Here is a 19703-nt window from a genome sequence, read left to right on the forward strand (position 1 = left end):
AGCGATATTTGAAGAACGTGGGGATATTATATGTGCCGGATTTAGCGATAAAAGACCTCGTGGCGCAATGGATTGTCCCGCCACGGATAACGAACTCGAACGAACCGAACGTCCCATGAAAGTCGATTCGCACGATCTGAACGATCTGATGTACTTTTCGCACGTCGTCGAACACGGCGGTTTTTCGGCGGCCGAGCGCGTGCTGGGCATCTCCAAGTCGCGCTTGTCGCGGCGCGTGTCGGAGCTGGAGGCGTCGCTAGGCGTGCGCCTTTTGCAGCGCTCCACGCGCAAGCTTGCGCTGACCGAGGCGGGGCAGCTTTTCTATCAACACTGTCAGGCAATGCTCGTGGAGGCGCAGGCCGCCGTCAACGTGGTGCAAAGCCTGCGTGACTCACCGCGTGGCACGGTGCGCGTGAGCGTCCCGGTGACCATCGCGCAGACGTTTCTGTCGGCGGTGATGCCCGACTTCATGCATCGATTCCCTGAAGTGCGGGTCGTGCTGCGCGTGACCAATCGTGTGGTGGATCTGTTCGAAGACGCGATCGATGTCGCCTTGCGCGTGCGCTCCGAGCCGCCCGTGAGTTCGAACGTGGTCGCGCGCCCGCTGTGGCGCACCGAGCAGATGCTGGTCGCCGCGCCTTCGCTTCTCAAATCGAACGCGCCACCGATGACCGCCGCCGAACTCGCGCAATACGACACGCTCGATGTGCCATCGGCGGATGGCCGCCATGTGTATCGACTGATCGCGCCCGATGGCACGCGTCACGAGTTCGAGCACGAGCCGCGTCTCGTCACCGCCGATCTCTCGATGATCCGCGAAGCCGTCATGCGCGGCGTCGGCATCGCGGCGCTGCCCGAGATGATGTACGGCGCGCCGCTCAGAACCGGCCAGCTTTCGCCCGTGATGCCCGGCTGGACATTTCCGTCGCCGCAACTCTATGCGGTTTTCCTGACGCGGCAGGGCATGGTCCCGGCCGTACGGGCGTTCGTCGATTTTCTGGTGGAGTCGATCGAAGGCGGCAAACGCTTCCCCGGAGAATGTCCTGTCAACGAACAGCCGGAACGCGAAACGGTTTGATCGCAATCGGCGCGCGGCATCATTTATGTCATTGAAGCGCGCGCTTGCGATGGACAGATTCAATCGCCGAAACCTTGTTTGCAGGAATGGCCGGCGTTATATTGAAATTCCTTTCGCTAAGGAGCTTCTTATGCGGAAACTGACGGCTACTCTGATAGTTAGCCTGATAGGGCTGATCGCGCTGTCCGTGTCAACGACGGCTGCCGCATGTGGCGATTCTTCCGGCTCGGGCTATTCGAGTCCCAAGTAATTGCCTTGCCCGAATGCGCCGAGTGCGCAATAAAAAAGGCCTTCATCCGACGATGAAGGCCTTTTACTTTTTGCGGCTCTGTTGCGCGCTGCTTTAATTGCCGCCGGCTTTCGGCTCGGTCACGAAACCGATCTTCGTGAGTCCGCCCGCCTGGGCCGCGGACATGAGATCGGCCACGCGTTCGTACGCCACCTTGCGATCCGCGCGCAGATGAATCTCCGGCTGCGGGTTTTGCTGCGAAGCCTGCGCAATGCGCGCCTTGAGCGTCGCGTCGTCGATTTTCTGCTCGTCCCAGACGATCGTGCCATCGGCTTGAATCGCGACGTCCACATGCGACGGCTTTTCGTCTTGCGGCTGGCTGCTTGCATGCGGCAGGTCGATCTTCACAGCGTGATGCATCGCGGGGATGGTCACGAGGAAAATGATGAGGAGCACCAGCATGACGTCGACGAGCGGCGTCATGTTGATCTCGCTCATCATGCCGTCGTCTTCATCGCCGGCGAAAGGGCTCATGGCCATCTTGAACCTCCGCTTACGATGCGCGCGTCGCGAGACGCAGGCTTTCGGACGTGGCGTCCTTGGTGCGCTTGGACGACGACAGCTTCGAGCCGGTCACGAAGAAGGCGTGCAAGCCGTGCGCGAAGCGGTTCAGCTTCGTCACGACGCTCTTGTTCGCGCGCGTGAGGGCGTTGTAGCCGAGCACGGCAGGGATTGCGACGAAGAGACCGAAGGCCGTCATGATGAGCGACTCGCCCACCGGACCCGCCACTTGGTCGATCGACGTCTGGCCCGTCGCGCCAATTGTCAGGAGCGCGTGATAAATGCCCCAGACAGTACCGAACAGCCCGACGAACGGCGCCGTACTGCCGATCGATGCCAGCACGGCGAGCCCTGCTTGCATGCGGCCGACGCTTTCATCCATGACGTCTTTCAGGCATCGCGTGATCCACTCCGACACATCCATGCGGTCGTGCAGATGCGGCTGCGTCTGATGATGATGCTCGGACGCTTCCTGACCGGCCAGCGCCAGCGCGAGGTACGGGTTGTCAGCCGGATTCGACGACTGGCTGCTGATTTTCTTGATGCCGTCGTTGAAGTCGTCGGAATGCCAGAAAGCCTGATCGGCGTTCTTCGTGAGGCGCTTGAGACGCAGCACGTTCCATCCCTTGACGACGATCACGGTCCACGAAAGCACCGACATGATGACGAGCGCCAGCGCGATACCGCGTGTGACGAAGTCGCCTTGCGCCCAGACGTGCGCAATCCCGTAGTTGTTCATTTCCAGTTCCTGTTTCTAAAAAAAGCCGGTCAGTCGTTCAGACTGAATACGAATGGCACCGTGGCGGTTGCCCGAATGGCTTCGCCATTCTCTTTGTAAGGACTGCACGCGCTGCTGCGCACGGCGTCGAGCGCCGCGTCGTCGAGGCGCTGCGAGCCGCTGCTCTTTTGCAGCGTCACATTCTCGATTTTGCCCGTAATACCGACCGTCAGCTTGACGAGCGAGGTGCCGGTTTCGCCGCGACGCCGCGACATCGCCGGATAATCCGGCTGCGCGATGTTGCAGCTCAGCCGCGCGACGTTCTTCGGCGCGGCCAGATCCATCGTCGGTTTTCCGATCGCGGGCGCGGCCGGCGCGGCGGGCGCTGGCGCGGGCGGTGTCGGGGCCGGCGGTGTGGGATCGGGCGCGGGCGCGGCGATTTGCGAGGGCGTCTCGCGCACCGGCATCGGCGTGGGCTTCGGCTCGACCTTGGGTTTGACCTTCGGTTTGGGCTGCGGCTTTGGAACCGGTTTCGGCGGCTCGGGAGTCGGTGGCGACTGCACGGCGACAGGCTGCGGCGCGGGCGCCGGCGTTTCGCTGATCAATTGCGCGGTGATTGTCTTCGCTTCGACGGGGCGCGGCAGCGGCTCGCGATGCATGGTGAGCGCCACGCCGAAGAGCGCGGCGTGAATCGCCAGCACGGCGACGCACGCGGCCACCACGCGCGGGTTCAAATTGCTCGGCGTCGTCGTGTCGAATACAGCGGGAGAGGTTGTCGGGGACTGCATTCTTATTCGCTGCTTGCGGTGTTGCCAGTAGCGCGGCCATCGAAGTTACGTACGTTCGCTGGTTCGGCGCGGAAGAAACCAAACGACATCATTTTCTGAAAATAATGAGGGATATGAATAGAGTAGCCACGAAACCAATCAGCAATTCCATCTTTCCCTCCTTAAGGGCAAAGAGTTGCGTGGCTGGCGTAGGTGATCGGAACCTGGCTTGCGATAAGCGATCAAGAAACCAAGCGGCGCGCTTCGCCGACAGCGGGGCGCCGAGCGCTATCTCGGTCGCGCCCGCGTAACTTCAGGCAGCCTGGCGTTCGTAGAACGTGAGCGGCGCGACTTGCGGATGTTCGCGCTGTTCCATTCCACAGCGCGACGCGCAGACACCGCTCGTCGCCATGACGTCGCGCACGCTTGCTTCGCACTTCCCGCAGCATAGCGCGACCCCAAGCTCGAACTGGAGCTCGTCGAAGGATTCCATTCCATCGGCGATGGCGGAGCGAATCTTACGGTCGGAAACTGCTTTGCAGACACAGACGATCATGGTCGTTCGCGATAGCTTGCGTTAATGCGAATTATTATCATTCAGTAAGACGCTCTTGGCAAGCCGGGTTCTGTGTTTTTTGTAACACAGCGCGTGTGTTAGCCGATTTATTGCTTAGGAGCGTTTGCTGGTGGGGTTCCGACGGCTATGACGCCCCGGAAAAACCCTTAGACGATGTCGGGTTCGGCAAGGCGCGTGCGTCGCGAAGGGATCAGCACGTGTTCGACGCTGGCGTCGAGATGCAGAAGCGATGCCGCGAGCTGACGCTGGGATTCGCCGTCGGCAGTCGAGCAGAAGCGCGGCATGGATTCCACCGCAGCCGATGAGTTTTTCAGCGCGTTCGTTTCCAGCAGACGGTCGAGCTGGCGCGCGATGGCGACGCTGGTATCGACAAGTTGTAGCCGTTCGCCGGCGATGTCGCGAATGGCGCGGTCGAGAAACGGATAGTGCGTGCAGCCGAGCACCAGAGTATCCGCGCCGGCTTCGAGCATGGGCGCGAGATAGCCTTCGAGCAGTGCCATGACTTCCGGCGACGATGTATCGCAGCGTTCGACGGCTTGCACGAGACCGTGTCCCGGCTGGCAGATGAAGCGGCAATCGCCCGCGTAACGTTCGAGCAGCAACTGGAAGCGCGCGCTGCGCAAGGTCACCGCGGTTGCCAACACGCCGACGACGCGCGTCTTGGAAACAGCGGCGGCGGGCTTCACGCCCGGTTCGACGCCCACGAGCGGAATGGAAAGCCGCTCGCGCACGAGCGCGATGGATTGCGCGGTTGCCGTATTGCATGCGACGACGAGCGCTTTGGCGCCTTGCGCGACGAGCCATTCGCCGATAGCCATGGTGCGGTCGACGATGAAATCGTCATCGCGCTCGCCGTAGGGCGCGTACAGCGAGTCCGCGACATAGACGAGCCGCTCGTGCGGAAGCAACGCCCGCACCGCACGCAGCACCGACAAGCCGCCGAGACCGGAATCGAAAATGCCGACCGGCGCGCTCGCGTTTGTCGGAGCACGCGCGTTCGGCATGATTGTGGGTACGACAACTACTGACATTGCGGACAGATATTTACTCGCCTTCGCCCATCATAGTCTGCTGGTAGTTCTGGATGCCAACCTTGTCGATCAGATCCAGTTGCGTTTCCAGCCAGTCGATGTGTTCCTCGGTGTCGTTCAGGATCTTGTCGAAGATATCGCGCGAGACGAAATCGCGCACCGATTCGCAATAGGCAATCGCCTCCTTGCACGTGGACTGCGAAATCTGTTCGAGCTTCAGGTCGCACTCGAGGATTTCCTTGGTCTCTTCGCCGATAAGTAGCTTGTGCAGGTCTTGCAGGTTCGGCAGACCGTCGAGCATGAACACGCGCTGGATGAGCCAGTCGGCGTGTTTCATTTCGCCGATCGATTCGTCGTACTCATGCTTGCCGAGCTTTTCCAGGCCCCAGTGCTTGTACATCCGCGCGTGCAGGAAGTATTGATTGATCGCGCTCAGTTCATTCTTCAACTGCGCGTTCAGATATTCGATGACTTTAGCGTCGCCTTTCATGATTGTTCCTTTTCATAGCGTGGGGCATCCCGCAAAGATAAACGTTCTTAACGGCTCTGCCAAGGATGAGTGAATCTTTTTTAATTGCGATAAAACTGAGAATGGAAATCCTTCTCGATACCGCTTCTCCAAAACAAAAGAGCCGGACGCGCGGTCCGGCTCTTCATTGGCCGCGATCCGTGCGGCCTCGATCGATCAGACCGTCGCGACGGGAATCTTGCCGATCTTCGCCTGCCATTCGGCGGGACCCGTCTTGTGTACCGACGTGCCTTGCGAATCGACGGCGACCGTCACCGGCATGTCCCGCACGTCGAATTCGTAGATGGCTTCCATGCCGAGGTCTTCGAACGCCAGCACCTTCGCTTCGCGGATGGCTTTGGAGACGAGATATGCCGCGCCGCCCACGGCCATCAGATACGCCGCGTTGTGCTTCTTGATGGCCTCGATGGCGACAGGCCCGCGTTCGGCCTTGCCGATCATCGAGATGAGGCCGGTTTGCGCGAGCATCATCTCCGTGAACTTGTCCATGCGCGTGGCCGTGGTCGGGCCGGCGGGACCGACGGCTTCGTCGCGCACCGGGTCGACCGGGCCGACGTAATAGATCACGCGGTTGGTGAAAACGACCGGCAGCTTTTCGCCCTTGGCGAGCATGTCGGCAATGCGCTTGTGCGCCGCGTCGCGGCCCGTGAGCATCTTGCCCGACAAGAGCAAAGTCTGACCCGGCTTCCAGGAACCCACTTCTTCCGGCGTCAGTGTGTTCAGATCGACGCGCTTGCTGGTTTCCGTGTTCGGCGCCCAGGTCACGTCCGGCCACGCGTCGAGCGGCGGCGCTTCAAGCTTCGCCGCGCCCGAGCCGTCGAGCGTGAAGTGAGCGTGACGCGTGGCCGCGCAGTTCGGAATGATCGCGATGGGCTTGGACGCCGCGTGCGTCGGCGCCGCCATGATCTTCACGTCGAGCACGGTGGCAAGCCCGCCCAAACCTTGCGCGCCGATACCAAGCGCATTCACCTTCTCGTGCAGTTCCACGCGCAGTTCTTCGATCCAGTCCCGCGGTCCGCGCGCGATGACGTCCTGAATGTCGATGGGGTCCATGAGCGATTCCTTGGCCATCAGCATCGCCTTTTCCGCCGTGCCGCCGATGCCGATACCGAGCATGCCTGGCGGACACCAGCCCGCGCCCATCGTCGGCACGGTCTTGATGATCCAGTCGACGATGGAATCCGACGGGTTCAGCATCGCGAACTTAGACTTGTTTTCCGAGCCGCCGCCCTTGGCCGCGACCTGCACGTCGACCTTGTCGCCCGGCACGATCTCGTAGTGGATCACGGCGGGCGTGTTGTCCTTCGTGTTCTTGCGCGCGCCTTCGGGCGGGCTCACGATGGACGCGCGCAGCACGTTGTCCGGGTTCAGGTAACCGCGGCGCACGCCTTCGTTGATCATGTCGGTGACGCTCATCGTCGCGCCGTCCCAACGCACGTCCATGCCAACCTTGACGAACACGGTCACGATGCCCGTGTCCTGGCAGATCGGACGCTTGCCTTCCGCGCACATGCGGCTATTGGTCAGGATCTGCGCGATGGCGTCCTTCGCGGCCGGGCTTTCCTCCAGCTCGTAGGCGCGGCCGAGCGCCTGAATGTAGTCGAGCGGATGGTAATAGCTGATGTATTGCAGCGAGTCGGCAATACTCTGGATCAGGTCTTCCTGCTTGATGACGGTCATGGCTTGGGCTTTTCGGGGACGAATATATTTGTGCGTTCTGATGACGCCTGAGGCTCAGTCGAGCGCGCTTCGTGGCGCGACTTCGCTGTGAAAATGTGCGGGATGCGTATGCGTGGTCAGCTTGTCGACGTACGCCATGATAAGCGCCGAGAACAGGAAGGCCATGTGGATGATCACCTGCCACAGCACCGTATGAAACGTATGCTGGTCCGGGTTGATGAAGGTTTTGAGAAGATGGATCGACGAGATGCTGATGAGCGCCATCGAGAGCTTGACCTTCAGCACGCCCGCGTTGACGTGGTCGAGCCATTCGGGCTCGTCGGGATGGCCTTCCACGCCCAGACGCGACACGAAGGTTTCGTAGCCGCCGACGATCACCATGATCAGCAGGTTCGAGATCATCACCACGTCGATGAGGCCGAGCACGACCAGCATGATGTTGGTTTCATCGAGCGTCATTGCGTGCGTGACGAGATGCCAGACTTCCTTCAGGAACAGCACGACGTACACGCCTTGCGCGACGATCAAGCCCAGATACAGCGGCACCTGCAGCCAGCGGCTCATGAAGATGATTTTCGGCAGCGCCTTCATCGAGCCGGGTTGGACGCGCGAGTCGGGTGTGTGCTTGGAAGCGGGCATGGGCGGCTTGTCGGTCGGCTGTCGGACGAGGAAAGGGAAGAAGCAACGAACAGGAAACGCGCGCGGGTCGTGGACCCGCGCTCAGGAAGCCCGCCATTGTAGCAAGTTGTATGTGACGATCCGCCCGGCTTTCAAAATGCGCGCGTGTCGGCGCGATTACTCGGCAACCGATACCGCCGCGCGCGTCTTCATGCTCGCGAGCCCGATGCCCGCGACCACGCAGGCGAGTGCGATGCCATGCGCGATACTCGGCCGCTCCCCGAGAAACGCGATGCCGTAGATCGCGGCGGCAATCGGCAGCACGGCGCAGAACACGCCGGCGAGACTGCCGTCCACATGGCGGATGCCTTTCATCCACAGCCAGAACGAGAAGATGCTCGCCGCGAGTCCATACCAGAGTACGAGCGCCCAGGTGAGCGGTTCGACGCCGCGCCAGTCGAACGCAACAAACGAAGCCGCGCCGAACGGCAGCATCAGCACGAAGCCTATGCCATGCGTATAAGCGCAGATGTCGATGGCCGGCAGCGTTTGCGTCAGACGCCGCGACAGGATCACATAGAGCGACTCGCAGCACACCGCGCCGAGCACCATCAGATTGCCCGTGAGCGAGCCCGCGCTGCCGTCGGCGTAGGCATCGCCACTTTGCGCGACGTTGATGACGAGCACGCCCGCAATCGCAAGCGCGATCGATGCGAACGCGCGTCCGCTCGGCTTCTCCTTGAGAAAGAGCCACGAGAAGAGCGCGACGACAGCCGGAATCGTGCTCGTGATGACGCCCGCCGCGACCGCGCTCGTGCGTGCGACGCCATTCAACATCAGAAGCGTGAAGCCGAATGTGCCGAAGAATGCCTGCAGAAAGAGGTTGATCCATTCGCCGCGCGCGACCTGCCTCATCTTGGGGAGCCGGAAGAGCGGCCAAAGGACCAAGAGGGCGATCACGAAGCGCAGAAGCGCGAAGAGCGGAACGGGAACGGACGCGACGATGGACTTGCCGATACCGACGTTGCTTCCGACGAGCAGCATGGCTGCGATGAGTAAAAGGGCGTAGCGATTCAAGCTGGAATCCGCACTGCGAGTTCAGTTACGATTGTGGGGACGCATTGTAATTGAAGCCGCCGCGACTCCGCGTATACCCCGTGCCTCTTGACCGGCGCGCGTAAGAAGCGGGTAAGTTGAACGGCATATCTTGGAGTACATGCGGGATGGCAGCGCTTTACGAGCGAAGCCGTTCCTGGAAAGGAGACAAGGTTCGGCCGGGAACGAAGCACGCTTTCCGGCTTTCGAACTTCATAACATGCGGCACGCGATAGCAACGAAGCGCGCCGCCGGCTTTTGGAATCACCATCAGAGAGGTTGTCGATGTCTGCGATCGAATCGGTTCTTCAGGAAAAACGCGTGTTCCCGCCGTCTGCGAAAGCATCGGCGGGCGCGGCCATCTCCGGCATGGAGGCTTACAAGGCGCTCGTCGCCGAAGCCGAACGCGATTACGAAGGTTTCTGGGCGCGGCTCGCGCGCGAAACGCTGTCATGGCACAAGCCCTTCACCCGCGTGCTCGACGAATCCAAGGCGCCGTTCTACAAGTGGTTCGAAGACGGCGAGCTGAACGCTTCGTATAACTGTCTCGATCGCCATGTCGAAGCGGGCCGCGGCGGCGACAACGCCATCATCTTCGAAGCCGACGACGGCACGGTCACCAACGTCACGTATCAGGACTTGCTCGACCGCGTATGCCGTCTGGCCAATGCACTCAAAAAGCGCGGCGTGAAGAAGGGCGATCGCGTGGTGATCTATCTGCCGATGTCGGTGGAAGGCGTGGTCGCCATGCAGGCTTGCGTGCGGATCGGCGCGACGCATTCGGTCGTGTTCGGCGGCTTCTCGTCGAAGTCGCTCAACGAACGTCTCGTCGATGTCGGCGCGGTCGCGCTCATCACCGCCGACGAGCAGATGCGCGGCGGCAAGGCGTTGCCGCTCAAGAGCATCGCCGATGAAGCGCTCGCGGCCGGCGGCTGCGAGGCGGTGAAGAACGTCATCGTGTATCGCCGCACGGGCGGCAAGGTGCAATGGACCGAAGGACGCGACTCCTGGCTGCACGACGTAGTCGAGAATGAATCGGCGACGTGCGAGCCGGAATGGGTGAGCGCGGAGCATCCGCTCTTCATTCTGTACACGTCTGGTTCCACGGGCAAGCCGAAGGGCGTCCAGCACAGCACGGCGGGCGTGTTGCTGTGGGCCGCGCAGACCATGAAGTGGACCTTCGACATGAAGCCGGGCGATGTCTTCTGGTGTACGGCGGACATCGGCTGGATCACGGGACATAGTTACATTGCGTACGGGCCGCTCGCCATTGGAGCGACGCAAGTCATGTTCGAAGGCGTGCCCACGTATCCGCACGCGGGCCGTTTCTGGGAGATGATCGCGCGCCACAAGGTCACGATCTTCTACACGGCGCCGACTGCGATCCGCTCGCTCATCAAGGTCTCGGAAGCGGATCAGAGGGTCCATCCGAAGAGTTTCGATTTGTCGAGCCTGCGCATTCTCGGCACCGTCGGCGAGCCGATCAATCCCGAAGCGTGGATGTGGTATCACGAGAACGTGGGCGGCGGGCAGTGTCCTATCGTCGACACCTGGTGGCAGACCGAAACCGGCGGCCACATGATCACGCCGCTGCCGGGCGCGACGCCGCTCGTGCCGGGGTCGTGCACGTTGCCGTTGCCGGGCATCATGGCCGCTATCGTCGATGAAACCGGCCAGGACGTGCCAAACGGACAAGGCGGCATTCTGGTGGTCAAGCGTCCGTGGCCGTCCATGCTGCGCAACGTCTGGGGCGACCCGGACCGCTACAAGTCGAGCTACTTTCCCGAGGAACTCGGCGGCAAGCTGTATCTCGCGGGCGATGGCGCCGTGCGCGACAAGGACACCGGTTATTTCACGATCATGGGCCGTATCGACGACGTGCTGAACGTCTCCGGTCATAGGCTCGGGACGATGGAGATCGAATCGGCGCTGGTTGCGAACCCGATGGTCGCGGAGGCGGCAGTCGTCGGCCGTCCGGACGACACGACCGGTGAAGCCGTAGTGGCGTTCGTCGTGCTCAAGCGCGATCGTCCTGAGGGCGATGAAGCGAAGCAGATTGCGAACGAGCTGCGCAATTGGGTTGGCAAGGAGATCGGACCGATCGCCAAGCCGAAGGACATTCGCTTCGGTGAGAATTTGCCGAAGACGCGTTCGGGCAAGATCATGCGGCGTCTGCTGCGTTCGCTCGCGAAGGGCGAGCAGATCACGCAGGATGTTTCGACGCTCGAGAATCCGGCGATTCTGGATCAGCTCGGCGAGGCGCGTTGATTGACGGTTTGCGATGTGTCGCGCACGTCAAGGCGCGCGCCGCATCGCGTTTAGCCGCATGCCGTGATTGCGGTTTAGCTCGATCGACGAGGGCAGGTACGTGAGCCTCTCCGTCTCCGTGCCATTCCATTCGGTCGTCTCGGCAGCGGACTCGTCCAGCCAGGGCAAACGCAGTTAGATTCGAACTCGATCCGCGTCCGCCCATCCCATCCCGCTGTAGTCCCCGATTGCCGATACCATGCGGTTTTGGTAAATAACCGCATGGTCATGCCGCCGCCCGCCGATTCCGCGCCACCCACGCTTCCCGCTCCGCCGCTCGTGCCGGCGGCAATGGCGCGCGCGCAGCGGGCGTATTGGCGCTTCAACATCGCGTTGATCGGCGTGCTGCTCACGATCGGTTTCGTCGTCTCGTTCGGCGTGCCGCTTTTCGCGCAGCGTCTCGCGCACGTGCGCGTCGCGGGCTTTCCGCTGCCGTTCTATTTCGGGGCGCAAGGCGCGATACTCGTCTATGTCGCGTTGATCCTCGTCTATATCGTGCTGATGCAGATTGCCGATGCGCGTCTGTTGCGCGCGGCCGCGTTATCGGCGAGACAAGACGCAATGGACGCGGCCGCGCGATGAAGCTCACGAACCGGCTGATCCTCGCCTACGCGCTCTATACGCTCGGGTTTTTGCTCTTTATCTTTCTGATGGAGCGCATCGAGCGCACGACCGGGTCGGGCATGTGGATAGGCTACGTGTTCCTGTTCGTGCCGATCGCGGTGTATGCGGTCATCGGACTGCTTTCGCGCACGTCCGATCTCGTCGAATACTACGTCGCGGGCCGGCGCGTGCCGTCGGCGTTCAATGGCATGGCGACCGCGGCGGACTGGCTGTCGGCGGCGTCGTTCATCGGGCTCGCGGGATCGATCTACGCAAGCGGCTACGACGGCCTCGCCTACGTGATGGGCTGGACCGGCGGCTACTGCCTCGTCGCGTTCCTGCTCGCGCCGTACGTGCGCAAACTCGCGCGCTACACCATTCCCGACTTCCTCGGCACACGCTTTTCCAGCAACCTCGTGCGCGCGCTCGCGGCCATCGCGGCGATACTCTGCTCGTTCGTCTATCTCGTCGCGCAGATTCAGGGCATCGGATTGATCGCGTCGCGCTTTATCGGCATCGAGTTTTCCATCGGCATCTTCTGCGGGCTCGCGGGCATTCTCGTGTGCTCCTTTCTGGGCGGCATGCGCGCGGTGACGTGGACGCAGGTCGCGCAGTACATCATTCTGATCAGCGCGATGCTGATTCCCGTGTCGATGATCGCGCATCGCGAAGGCCTAGGCTGGCTGCCGCAACTCAACTATGGCCGCGTGATGGAGCGAGTCGAAGCCCTCGAGCGCGAAGTCGCGGCGTCACCCGACGAAGCGCGCGTGCGGATGAATTATCAGCGTCAGGCGGCGCGAATGCAGCAGCGTATCGACGCGCTGCCGAAGTCGTTCTTCGACGAACACGGCCGTCTCGTCAACGAAGTCGCGGACCTGCGCCGGCATAACGGGCCGCTGCGCGAAATCAACGAGCGCGAGCGCGAACTGGCTTCGTTCCCCCGCGATCCCGCGGATGCGAAAGTCAAGTGGGCGCGCGAACGCGATGCCCTGACCGAGCGCGTCGCGGCTCCGGTTTCGATGGTCGAAGCCTTCGCGCCGGACTCCGCGAGCGATGAGACGCCGCGCTCGCATCAACTCAACTTCTTGTCGCTGCTGCTGTGCCTGTCGATCGGCACGGCCAGTCTGCCGCACATCCTCACGCGCTATAACACGACCACATCGGTGGCATCGGCGCGGCGCTCGGTTGGCTGGACCTTGTTCTTCGTGGCGCTGTTTTATCTGACCGTGCCGGTGCTCGCGGTGCTCATCAAGCACGAGATTCTGACGGGCATTGTCGGCCACCGGTTCGCGGACCTGCCGCAGTGGGTCACGCAATGGCGGCGCGTGGAGCCGTATCTCATCCATATCAGCGATGTGAATGGCGATGGCATCGTGCGTTGGGCGGGAATCCAGATGCAGCCCGACATGGTCGTGCTCGCCGCGCCGGAGATCGCGGGCTTGCCGTACGTGATATCGGGATTGATCGCGGCGGGCGCGCTGGCGGCCGCGCTCTCGACGGCGGATGGCTTGCTGCTGACCATCGCGAATGCGCTTTCGCACGATGTCTATTACTGCATGGTCGATAAGAACGCGACGAGTCAGCGGCGCGTCACCATTTCCAAGATCTTGTTGCTGGGCGTGGCGTTGCTGGCATCGTGGGTGGCGTCGCTCAACACGGGAAATATTCTCTTTTTGGTGGGAGCCGCGTTTTCGCTGGCGGCGTCAAGTTTGTTTCCAGCGCTGGTGCTCGGTGTGTTCTGGAAGCGCACCACGCAGCGCGGCGTGGTCGCCGGGATGATTGCCGGGCTTGTCGTGTGCGTGTATTACATCGTGTCGACGTATCCGTTCTTCGTGCAACTGACCGGCTTCGCTGGGCATCGCTGGTTTGGCATCGAGCCGATCAGTTCTGGCGTCTTCGGTGTGCCGGCCGGTTTTGCGGTGGCGATCGTCGTGAGTCTTCTCGACCGGAAGCCGGATGCTTACACGCGCGCGCTCGTCGATTACATTCGACATCCGTAGGGGGTGGCGGGGCGGCGGGAAGTTGGTATAATCGCGGTCTTCCGGAGAGATGGATGAGCGGTTTAAGTCGCACGCCTGGAAAGCGTGTATAGGGTAAAACCTATCGGGGGTTCGAATCCCCCTCTCTCCGCCACAGAGTTCTCCCATGCTATCCCGACATATCCCGCCAGTCTCTCTCAGAGCCGCCCCGGCGCTGGTTTTGGGGGTGTCAACGTTCTTGTCGCGTCCCGTCTCTACCCACATAATCCAACCATCGAACGTGGGTAGGATTGTGGGTAAGAAATGGCGACCAACCGACAGCTACACAAACTCAACGCACTGAAGGTTTCGAAGGAGTCGACGCCGGGCTATTACGCTGACGGCGGCGGCCTCTATCTACAGATCTCGAAGAGCGGATCGCGCTCCTGGATCTTCCGATTTTCGTTGGCGAAGCGTTCGCGCGAGATGGGCCTCGGCGCGCTTGCGACCGTTTCGCTTGCCGAAGCCCGCGGGCTTGCCAGCGAGTGCCGGAAGATGCTTGCTGAAGGGCGAGATCCGATCGAAGTGCGGAACGCCCATCGCGAGCGGGCCGCGCTCGAGGAAACCGATAGCCTGACGTTCAAGAAAGCCGCGACTGATTACATCGAGAACAATCGCGCGAGCTGGAAGAACGCGAAGCACGCGCAGCAGTGGACCAATACCCTTCAGACCTACGCGTTTCCCATCATCGGAAAAATCGATGTGCGCCACGTCGACACGTCGATGGTCGTGCGCGTGCTCCAGCCGATCTGGGCTGAAAAGACGGAAACGGCGAGCCGCGTGCGCGGTCGCATCGAATGCGTGCTCGACTACGCGAAGGCGATCGGCAAGCGCGCGGGCGAAAACCCTGCGCGCTGGCGCGGCCACCTCGACAAGGTCTTTCCGGCCGAGGGCAAGGTGCACAAGATCCGGCATCATCCGGCGCTGCCGTACGCCGAGCTGCCCGCGTTCATGCGCGAGCTGCGCCAGCGCGAAGGCGTCTCCGCGCGCGTGCTGGAACTCACGATCTTGACGTGCGCGCGCACGACGGAAGCGCTCGATCTGCAACCGGAGGAACTGCAGCTGCGTAACCGGCTATGGATCGTGCCGCCGGCGCGGATGAAGGCCAAGCGCGAGCACCGCGTGCCGATGTGCGATCGCGCGATCGAATTGGTGCAGGCGGCGCTCGATCAGCCGCGCGAGGGCAAATACCTGTTCCCGGGAGAGAAGAAGGGGCGGCCGCTGTCCAACATGGCGATGCTCAATTTGCTCGAGCGCATGGGTTATCCGGACATCACTGTCCACGGCTTTCGTTCGACATTTCGGGATTGGGTGGCCGACTGCACCGAGTATCCGGATTCGATCGCGGACATGGCGCTGGCGCACGTGGTGGCAGACAAGACGGACGCAGCTTACCGCCGCGGAGACATGCTCGAGCGGCGGCGCCGGTTGATGGACGAGTGGGCGAAGTTCTGCAACGGCGAGACGGCTGCCGTACTGCCGTTCACGGGAGCGAAGGCTCAGTCTGCTGCATAGCTTCGGTCTGTGGCTGCTCACCGCGCGCAGCCGCGACGCGCGCGGCGAGCCATGCGTCGATCTCGGTGTCGACCCAGGCTGTGCGATGACCGGTCAGCACGAACGGCTTCGGAAATTCGCCGCGCTCGATCATTCGGTAGATCGTCGACTTCCCCAGATTCACCTTCTCGGCGACTTGTTTGATTCCGAGTGCGTTCATTACTTGACTCCCAAAAGATACTCGCGGTTTCGCCGCATGAATTCTTCGATTTGCTGCTGCATTCCAGTTTTTGAAGTCTCACGTGCTCATGCCAGGCAAGCGCTCCTCGGTCAGCACCGATGCCGATCTGGCGCGTCTGCGAGTGAAGTCGTTTTAGATGGTGGAATAACCGCAATGCGCCTCGACGACCGCTTCGGCGTTTATGTCGACAGGTCTCGAAGATTTTGAGCTTTGCTTTTGTTGGTGTCCGCACTCTCCGCTTGCCGGTTTACCTTCTCACGAGCTCGCCTAAGAGGCGCCGCATATTAAACTGTGAGATCTGCCTATTGCGGCGGTCGACCTGGCAATGCTGTTTAGGCTGCAATCAAAAAGTTAAATGGTTTGTCGCCAACGCTCCCGTCTGTATAAGTTTTCATCGCCCTGTCAGGATCGCTGGTGGCCAAGACCAGCTCAGTCGAATGAGCTAAGGTAAGAAAACTGCGTTGCATATTTACGATAAGAGCTATCTGTCCAATAGAGATAAGCTGCGGCGTCGCACCACAGCAACTTCCCCAGTTGGAATATGGATTCCTCGCAAAGACACGATCGCCCCCTGATACGTATTCAAGGCTGTCCGATACTCCCAATCTGGTCCATTTACGAGATCTAGCAATTCCCAACCAACGGGTTGACCAATGCCAATGCAAGCGTTCTTATTGCCTGCTCCCTCTCCGCCCCCTGTAGACAGCATCATATGCATTGGATAAAACCCAGCGAAAAATCCCAAAGATTGCCCAGGAGGAACAGCTTTCATGCTCTCGGCTGACGGCACTAACCGATCACTACCGTTCACAAGCGCTGTCTTTCCAGAGATCGTCTTACACTGTTCCTCGGTGATAATCTGAACTTTTACTGCGCACTCGAGAACGGCGTCCCAGCACATTTTAGAACTTAGCAGCCGATAATCCGCGCTACTTGGATTTCGAGCCACCGAACGGGCGTAGTTTGCGGCGTATTGATCGCGCGGGTCAGGCGCTGTTTCCATATCTTGCTCCTTAGTGATGATTCGAATGCTGTTTTGTAAGAGACTATTCGGCCTTAACGATTTCATTCAAGTCGTTCAGGGCATACTTTACGTTGGGGGCGATATTGTTCTCACCGACGTAGCAGCACTTGGTCCGATAGCGTTTGCATACTTCATCCCAGTAAGTCATACGTATCTCGCCGAACCTTCCGGCGCATGCCTGTCCGCGGAGGCCGACCGTAGCTGTTCCGTGGTCGCCGACCTTTGCGAAGCCGTAGTTGCCTGCCGTAGCCCTCGAATGACTTCCTCCAACCGCAATTCCGTGAGCGCCGGCGGTGACATAACTTCGATCACCTGCGTTCGCTTCGCCGTGATCTCCGACTATGGCGCGAGCGTCATTACCAACCTCGGCCTTCCCATGGTCCGCGGCAATTGCGATTCCAAATACTCTAGCTACTGAGTGTCCGTGATGGCCAGACATTGCCATGCCGCCGTCTCCTGCATTTGCATAGCCGAAAGCACCGGCACGTGCGAAAGCCCGAGCGCCTGCCAATGACTTGCCTTCGTCGCCAGACCACGCCAAGCCGTTGTATCCCGCGACGGCGGTACCTTTGTTTCCAACTATTGCGTGCGCATCGTCGCTCACGTATGAGTTACCATTCTCGCCAGACACAGCAACCCCATAGTTCCCCGCGCGCACGCCGCTATCCTTTCCAGCAACAGCGATGCCATTGTCGCCGGCGAAAGCAGATCCGAAGTCGCCTGCGCGAGCCATGCCGTTTTGACCCGCTTGCGCGATCCCGCGGCGACCAGCGATTGCATTACTTGCGTCTCCAGAGGTCGCGGAGCCACGGTATCCAGCGATCGCAGTACCCCGCTGGCCAACGGTTGAGGCTCCGATATCGCCTGCGATAGCTACCCCTTCAGATCCGGCAGTTACCTCTCCGAGGTCGCAGACGAACCCATATCCGCCATCGCCCACCTTCACGCGAGCACCCATCATCGGGCTTTTATCCGCCTTCGGTTCGTGAGTAAGGAGATATGAAACTGCGTCGTGTTTGGTCCCTATAAACCGAACCTTTGCGCGCGGAAACTTGCACATACCAGGCAGCGTTACAATTGAAGCCGACTCAACCTCCACTACCAACCATTTAGCGGCTTTTGATAGTAGGTATGCCGGGATGTCACGCGGGCGTTTCTCTAACTTAACGTCAGGAATGCTGCCATGTCCGTAAAGCCAGCCGTGCAACCCTTTTCCGCAAGTGGGACGGGGATCCCAATCGGGCGCTTCAGCGACGCCATTAACATTTGGCCACTTGAAGCCGTAGCTGGACGACATGTCCTCTGCGCAAGCCCGCAGAACGAGGGATGTTTCAATGGATGCCATAGAGTAAATATCTTTGAAAGTTTCAGGGGTTAGGAAATCAGTGTAAAAAGCGCTTTCACTTATGTCGTTTGCGTCATTACCCGTAATGCCTTATAGCAGTAGCCGCAGCCCGACAGTTGTTTCGTTTTTATTCCCGATGAGTACCCGGTGCGGTGTAGTTGTTTCTTAGTCTGCTTCGACAAAATAATCGGCTCTTGGAGGCCTTATCGAAAGCTGGCGCATCGTGTTCCTTAGCCTTATCAAGTTGCGTGACGAAAGGAGCCTGCTCGCGACCCCGTGACAGACGGCAATTCAAATCTGATGGACCAGACCCAGGGATTGATGGTCCAGCCGAGACCACGCTGCTGGTTTTCGCTGTCCCACAGCTTCGCGTATGCGAGCTGTGGCGTCTCTTCCGGCTTCCAAGACCCAGGCCTTCCGAAGATGCCTGCACCTTCGCCTGGGCCTAGCATGTAGCGCTTGCTGCCGTCCGAGCGCCAAGGCACGATGCCTTCTGCGATTGCATCTTCGTCGCTTATCTCCTGCACACGCTCAACACGCACACTGGTGATTTCGAGCGTGATGCGCGACGCCCAACGCGGCATACAGGTAGATGACTGCCACCGGCAGACGAGCTCGTCGTCCATGTTGATGAACTCAGGCGGCGAGCCGCCATCAGCAGCATAGTGGCAATACTTTGGGTTTTTAAAGTCCTCAGGGCATTCGAGATACGCCTCCCAGTTTTCAGAATCGAACAAGGGGCCTTGCCACGTCTCGCGCACCCACAGGCGGTCACCAGGCTGGCCGTAGGGGCACATGAGGGTGTCGGCTGTGCGCGTATGCCAAATTGCCCCTTGTTCGGGGATAGCCTGACCGTCCTTCGTGCAGCCACCATTCCGGCCGCCGATGGTTGTCGGCTCCCACTGTCCGAGCGAGTTGGCATGCGGCAACTTCACGACGCGCCGCGTCTGCGTCTTGCGTCCGTCAAGAATGGCGCGCACCATCGGCGCGCTGAATGCGAGCGGGCGTTCTTTCATCGTTCTCACTAGATCACCAGGCGTCATTATTCGTTAAGGGGCGCATCGACCAATTCAACATGCCTGCGGAGCTCATGGAGCGAGCATCGAAGTCTGTCGACAGATATCCGTGGACGCTGTGCGGCGGACGTAGCAGCATCCAAAGCCTCCTTCCAACAGCGAACTGTATTCACCCCCCCCTGAGCGATATGAGGCGGGATTTGGCTTGCCAAAAAGTGAATTTCGGCCTGAGCCTCGCACTTCAGGGCTTCACGCTTCGCTTTCAGCGCCTCAGCCTTTGCTGCCTTTTTGGCAGCGCGTTGCTCAATTGTCATCGCCTTGCGCGGCATGATCGAATCCTCGACTTCCTAATAAGTACAACTACTTGGTTAAGAGGCCAACGCGACGTAAAACGAATAAAGCGGCGGCCTACCAAATCGTGATGTGTGATTACACCTTGATGAAGCGGTGATTATCGTCGAGGGTGTATAGCGTGTTCGGCTCCAAACCCTCTTCGCCGATGTAACCAACCTTCATTCGGTATCGCATCTCATAAAAATCCCAGTACCAGATGCTGATCTGTCCTTTCTCGCCAGCGCTTGCCTTCCCGCTGAATCCCGCGATCGCAGTCCCATGATTGCCTGCCTGTGCAATTCCACCATCACCTGCAATAGCTGTCCCGCGAACACCCGCTGTGGATTCACCACGAAAGCCCGTTGTCGCCGTTCCGCCATACCCCACAGTTGCAACTCCTCGATACCCAGCCATGGCTTTGCCGCCGTCGCCTGCAGTC

General features: G+C 60.5%; 18 protein-coding genes, 1 tRNA gene and 1 pseudogene. 6 read left to right on the forward strand and 14 right to left on the reverse strand.

Going from position 1 to position 19703, the window contains the following annotated elements; genetic code table 11:
- Nucleotides 1-115 precede the first annotated feature (115 nt).
- The gene (locus QCE79_RS05275; protein ID WP_250464354.1) at nucleotides 116-1078 is read left to right on the forward strand and encodes a LysR family transcriptional regulator; all 963 of its coding nucleotides are present in this window, start codon (nucleotides 116-118) and stop codon (nucleotides 1076-1078) included.
- Nucleotides 1079-1421: 343 nt separating this feature from the next.
- On the opposite strand, the gene QCE79_RS05280 is transcribed toward QCE79_RS05275, so the two are convergent.
- The 9 genes from QCE79_RS05280 to QCE79_RS05320 all read right to left on the reverse strand — a co-directional run bounded on the left by QCE79_RS05280 (nucleotide 1422) and on the right by QCE79_RS05320 (nucleotide 8865).
- Entirely contained in the window at nucleotides 1422-1847 is a 426-nt protein-coding gene (locus QCE79_RS05280; RefSeq protein ID WP_244827621.1) for a biopolymer transporter ExbD, read from the reverse strand.
- Between the two features lie 13 nt (nucleotides 1848-1860).
- Complete coding sequence (locus QCE79_RS05285; RefSeq protein ID WP_244827622.1) at nucleotides 1861-2607, reverse strand: MotA/TolQ/ExbB proton channel family protein; 747 nt, start codon at nucleotides 2605-2607, stop codon at nucleotides 1861-1863.
- A 29-nt stretch (nucleotides 2608-2636) separates the two neighbouring features.
- The gene (locus QCE79_RS05290) at nucleotides 2637-3374 is read right to left on the reverse strand and encodes an energy transducer TonB (protein WP_244827623.1); all 738 of its coding nucleotides are present in this window, start codon (nucleotides 3372-3374) and stop codon (nucleotides 2637-2639) included.
- Between the two features lie 292 nt (nucleotides 3375-3666).
- Nucleotides 3667-3909: a (2Fe-2S)-binding protein gene (locus QCE79_RS05295; RefSeq protein WP_309842439.1), complete on the reverse strand. Its 243-nt coding sequence runs from the start codon at nucleotides 3907-3909 to the stop codon at nucleotides 3667-3669.
- 167 nt (nucleotides 3910-4076) lie between these two features.
- Nucleotides 4077-4961, reverse strand: coding sequence for a glutamate racemase (gene murI / locus QCE79_RS05300; protein WP_404989053.1), 885 nt, complete (start codon nucleotides 4959-4961; stop codon nucleotides 4077-4079).
- Between the two features lie 13 nt (nucleotides 4962-4974).
- Entirely contained in the window at nucleotides 4975-5451 is a 477-nt protein-coding gene (gene bfr / locus QCE79_RS05305; RefSeq protein ID WP_309842446.1) for a bacterioferritin, read from the reverse strand.
- Between the two features lie 195 nt (nucleotides 5452-5646).
- Nucleotides 5647-7170, reverse strand: coding sequence for a fumarate hydratase (locus QCE79_RS05310; RefSeq protein WP_309842449.1), 1524 nt, complete (start codon nucleotides 7168-7170; stop codon nucleotides 5647-5649).
- 54 nt (nucleotides 7171-7224) lie between these two features.
- The gene (locus tag QCE79_RS05315; RefSeq protein ID WP_404989359.1) at nucleotides 7225-7761 is read right to left on the reverse strand and encodes a TIGR00645 family protein; all 537 of its coding nucleotides are present in this window, start codon (nucleotides 7759-7761) and stop codon (nucleotides 7225-7227) included.
- A 204-nt stretch (nucleotides 7762-7965) separates the two neighbouring features.
- Complete coding sequence (locus tag QCE79_RS05320; protein WP_309842452.1) at nucleotides 7966-8865, reverse strand: DMT family transporter; 900 nt, start codon at nucleotides 8863-8865, stop codon at nucleotides 7966-7968.
- A gap of 303 nt (nucleotides 8866-9168) precedes the next feature.
- On the opposite strand from QCE79_RS05320, the gene acs reads away from it, so the two are divergent.
- The 5 genes from acs (at nucleotide 9169) to QCE79_RS39300 (ending at nucleotide 15326) form a co-directional block, all read left to right on the forward strand.
- Nucleotides 9169-11151, forward strand: a complete 1983-nt coding sequence (acs, locus tag QCE79_RS05325) for an acetate--CoA ligase (RefSeq protein WP_309842455.1) — start codon at nucleotides 9169-9171, stop codon at nucleotides 11149-11151.
- A 261-nt stretch (nucleotides 11152-11412) separates the two neighbouring features.
- Entirely contained in the window at nucleotides 11413-11772 is a 360-nt protein-coding gene (locus QCE79_RS05330; protein ID WP_404989057.1) for a DUF4212 domain-containing protein, read from the forward strand.
- Complete coding sequence (locus tag QCE79_RS05335) at nucleotides 11769-13793, forward strand: sodium:solute symporter family protein (protein WP_309842459.1); 2025 nt, start codon at nucleotides 11769-11771, stop codon at nucleotides 13791-13793. Before QCE79_RS05330 ends, QCE79_RS05335 begins: the two co-directional genes overlap by 4 nt.
- Nucleotides 13794-13836: 43 nt before the next feature.
- Nucleotides 13837-13926: transfer RNA gene (locus QCE79_RS05340), tRNA-Ser, on the forward strand.
- Nucleotides 13927-14075: 149 nt separating this feature from the next.
- Nucleotides 14076-15326, forward strand: coding sequence for a phage integrase central domain-containing protein (locus QCE79_RS39300; RefSeq protein WP_309960020.1), 1251 nt, complete (start codon nucleotides 14076-14078; stop codon nucleotides 15324-15326).
- Here the strand turns inward: QCE79_RS39300 and QCE79_RS05355 are convergent.
- The 5 genes and pseudogenes from QCE79_RS05355 to QCE79_RS05375 form a co-directional block, all read right to left on the reverse strand.
- Nucleotides 15295-15525, reverse strand: coding sequence for an AlpA family phage regulatory protein (locus QCE79_RS05355; protein ID WP_309842461.1), 231 nt, complete (start codon nucleotides 15523-15525; stop codon nucleotides 15295-15297). The two genes, QCE79_RS39300 and QCE79_RS05355, sit on opposite strands and share 32 nt — an antisense overlap.
- A 502-nt stretch (nucleotides 15526-16027) precedes the next feature.
- Nucleotides 16028-16549 (reverse strand): hypothetical protein, encoded by a 522-nt coding sequence (locus QCE79_RS05360; RefSeq protein ID WP_309842462.1) that lies wholly within the window; start codon nucleotides 16547-16549, stop codon nucleotides 16028-16030.
- Nucleotides 16550-16592: 43 nt separating this feature from the next.
- Nucleotides 16593-17867, reverse strand: a complete 1275-nt coding sequence (locus QCE79_RS05365) for a hypothetical protein (RefSeq protein ID WP_309842464.1) — start codon at nucleotides 17865-17867, stop codon at nucleotides 16593-16595.
- A gap of 287 nt (nucleotides 17868-18154) precedes the next feature.
- Nucleotides 18155-18931: a hypothetical protein gene (locus QCE79_RS05370; RefSeq protein ID WP_309842465.1), complete on the reverse strand. Its 777-nt coding sequence runs from the start codon at nucleotides 18929-18931 to the stop codon at nucleotides 18155-18157.
- A gap of 429 nt (nucleotides 18932-19360) precedes the next feature.
- Nucleotides 19361-19703 (reverse strand): annotated as a pseudogene (locus QCE79_RS05375) (hypothetical protein); the annotation flags it as partial.

It is taken from the genome of Caballeronia sp. LZ003 (assembly GCF_031451465.1).
In the GTDB taxonomy this organism is placed as follows: domain Bacteria; phylum Pseudomonadota; class Gammaproteobacteria; order Burkholderiales; family Burkholderiaceae; genus Caballeronia.

Coding starts and splice junctions, on each gene's coding strand:
- QCE79_RS05275 (WP_250464354.1), top strand. CDS start 116: ATGAAAGTCGATTCGCACGATCTGAACGATCTGATGTACTTTTCGCAC.
- QCE79_RS05280 (WP_244827621.1), bottom strand. CDS start 1,847: ATGGCCATGAGCCCTTTCGCCGGCGATGAAGACGACGGCATGATGAGC.
- QCE79_RS05285 (WP_244827622.1), bottom strand. CDS start 2,607: ATGAACAACTACGGGATTGCGCACGTCTGGGCGCAAGGCGACTTCGTC.
- QCE79_RS05290 (WP_244827623.1), bottom strand. CDS start 3,374: ATGCAGTCCCCGACAACCTCTCCCGCTGTATTCGACACGACGACGCCG.
- QCE79_RS05295 (WP_309842439.1), bottom strand. CDS start 3,909: ATGATCGTCTGTGTCTGCAAAGCAGTTTCCGACCGTAAGATTCGCTCC.
- murI (WP_404989053.1), bottom strand. CDS start 4,961: ATGTCAGTAGTTGTCGTACCCACAATCATGCCGAACGCGCGTGCTCCG.
- bfr (WP_309842446.1), bottom strand. CDS start 5,451: ATGAAAGGCGACGCTAAAGTCATCGAATATCTGAACGCGCAGTTGAAG.
- QCE79_RS05310 (WP_309842449.1), bottom strand. CDS start 7,170: ATGACCGTCATCAAGCAGGAAGACCTGATCCAGAGTATTGCCGACTCG.
- QCE79_RS05315 (WP_404989359.1), bottom strand. CDS start 7,761: ATGAAGGCGCTGCCGAAAATCATCTTCATGAGCCGCTGGCTGCAGGTG.
- acs (WP_309842455.1), top strand. CDS start 9,169: ATGTCTGCGATCGAATCGGTTCTTCAGGAAAAACGCGTGTTCCCGCCG.
- QCE79_RS05330 (WP_404989057.1), top strand. CDS start 11,413: ATGGTCATGCCGCCGCCCGCCGATTCCGCGCCACCCACGCTTCCCGCT.
- QCE79_RS05335 (WP_309842459.1), top strand. CDS start 11,769: ATGAAGCTCACGAACCGGCTGATCCTCGCCTACGCGCTCTATACGCTC.
- QCE79_RS39300 (WP_309960020.1), top strand. CDS start 14,076: ATGGCGACCAACCGACAGCTACACAAACTCAACGCACTGAAGGTTTCG.
- QCE79_RS05355 (WP_309842461.1), bottom strand. CDS start 15,525: ATGAACGCACTCGGAATCAAACAAGTCGCCGAGAAGGTGAATCTGGGG.
- QCE79_RS05360 (WP_309842462.1), bottom strand. CDS start 16,549: ATGGAAACAGCGCCTGACCCGCGCGATCAATACGCCGCAAACTACGCC.
- QCE79_RS05365 (WP_309842464.1), bottom strand. CDS start 17,867: ATGTCGTCCAGCTACGGCTTCAAGTGGCCAAATGTTAATGGCGTCGCT.
- QCE79_RS05370 (WP_309842465.1), bottom strand. CDS start 18,931: ATGAAAGAACGCCCGCTCGCATTCAGCGCGCCGATGGTGCGCGCCATT.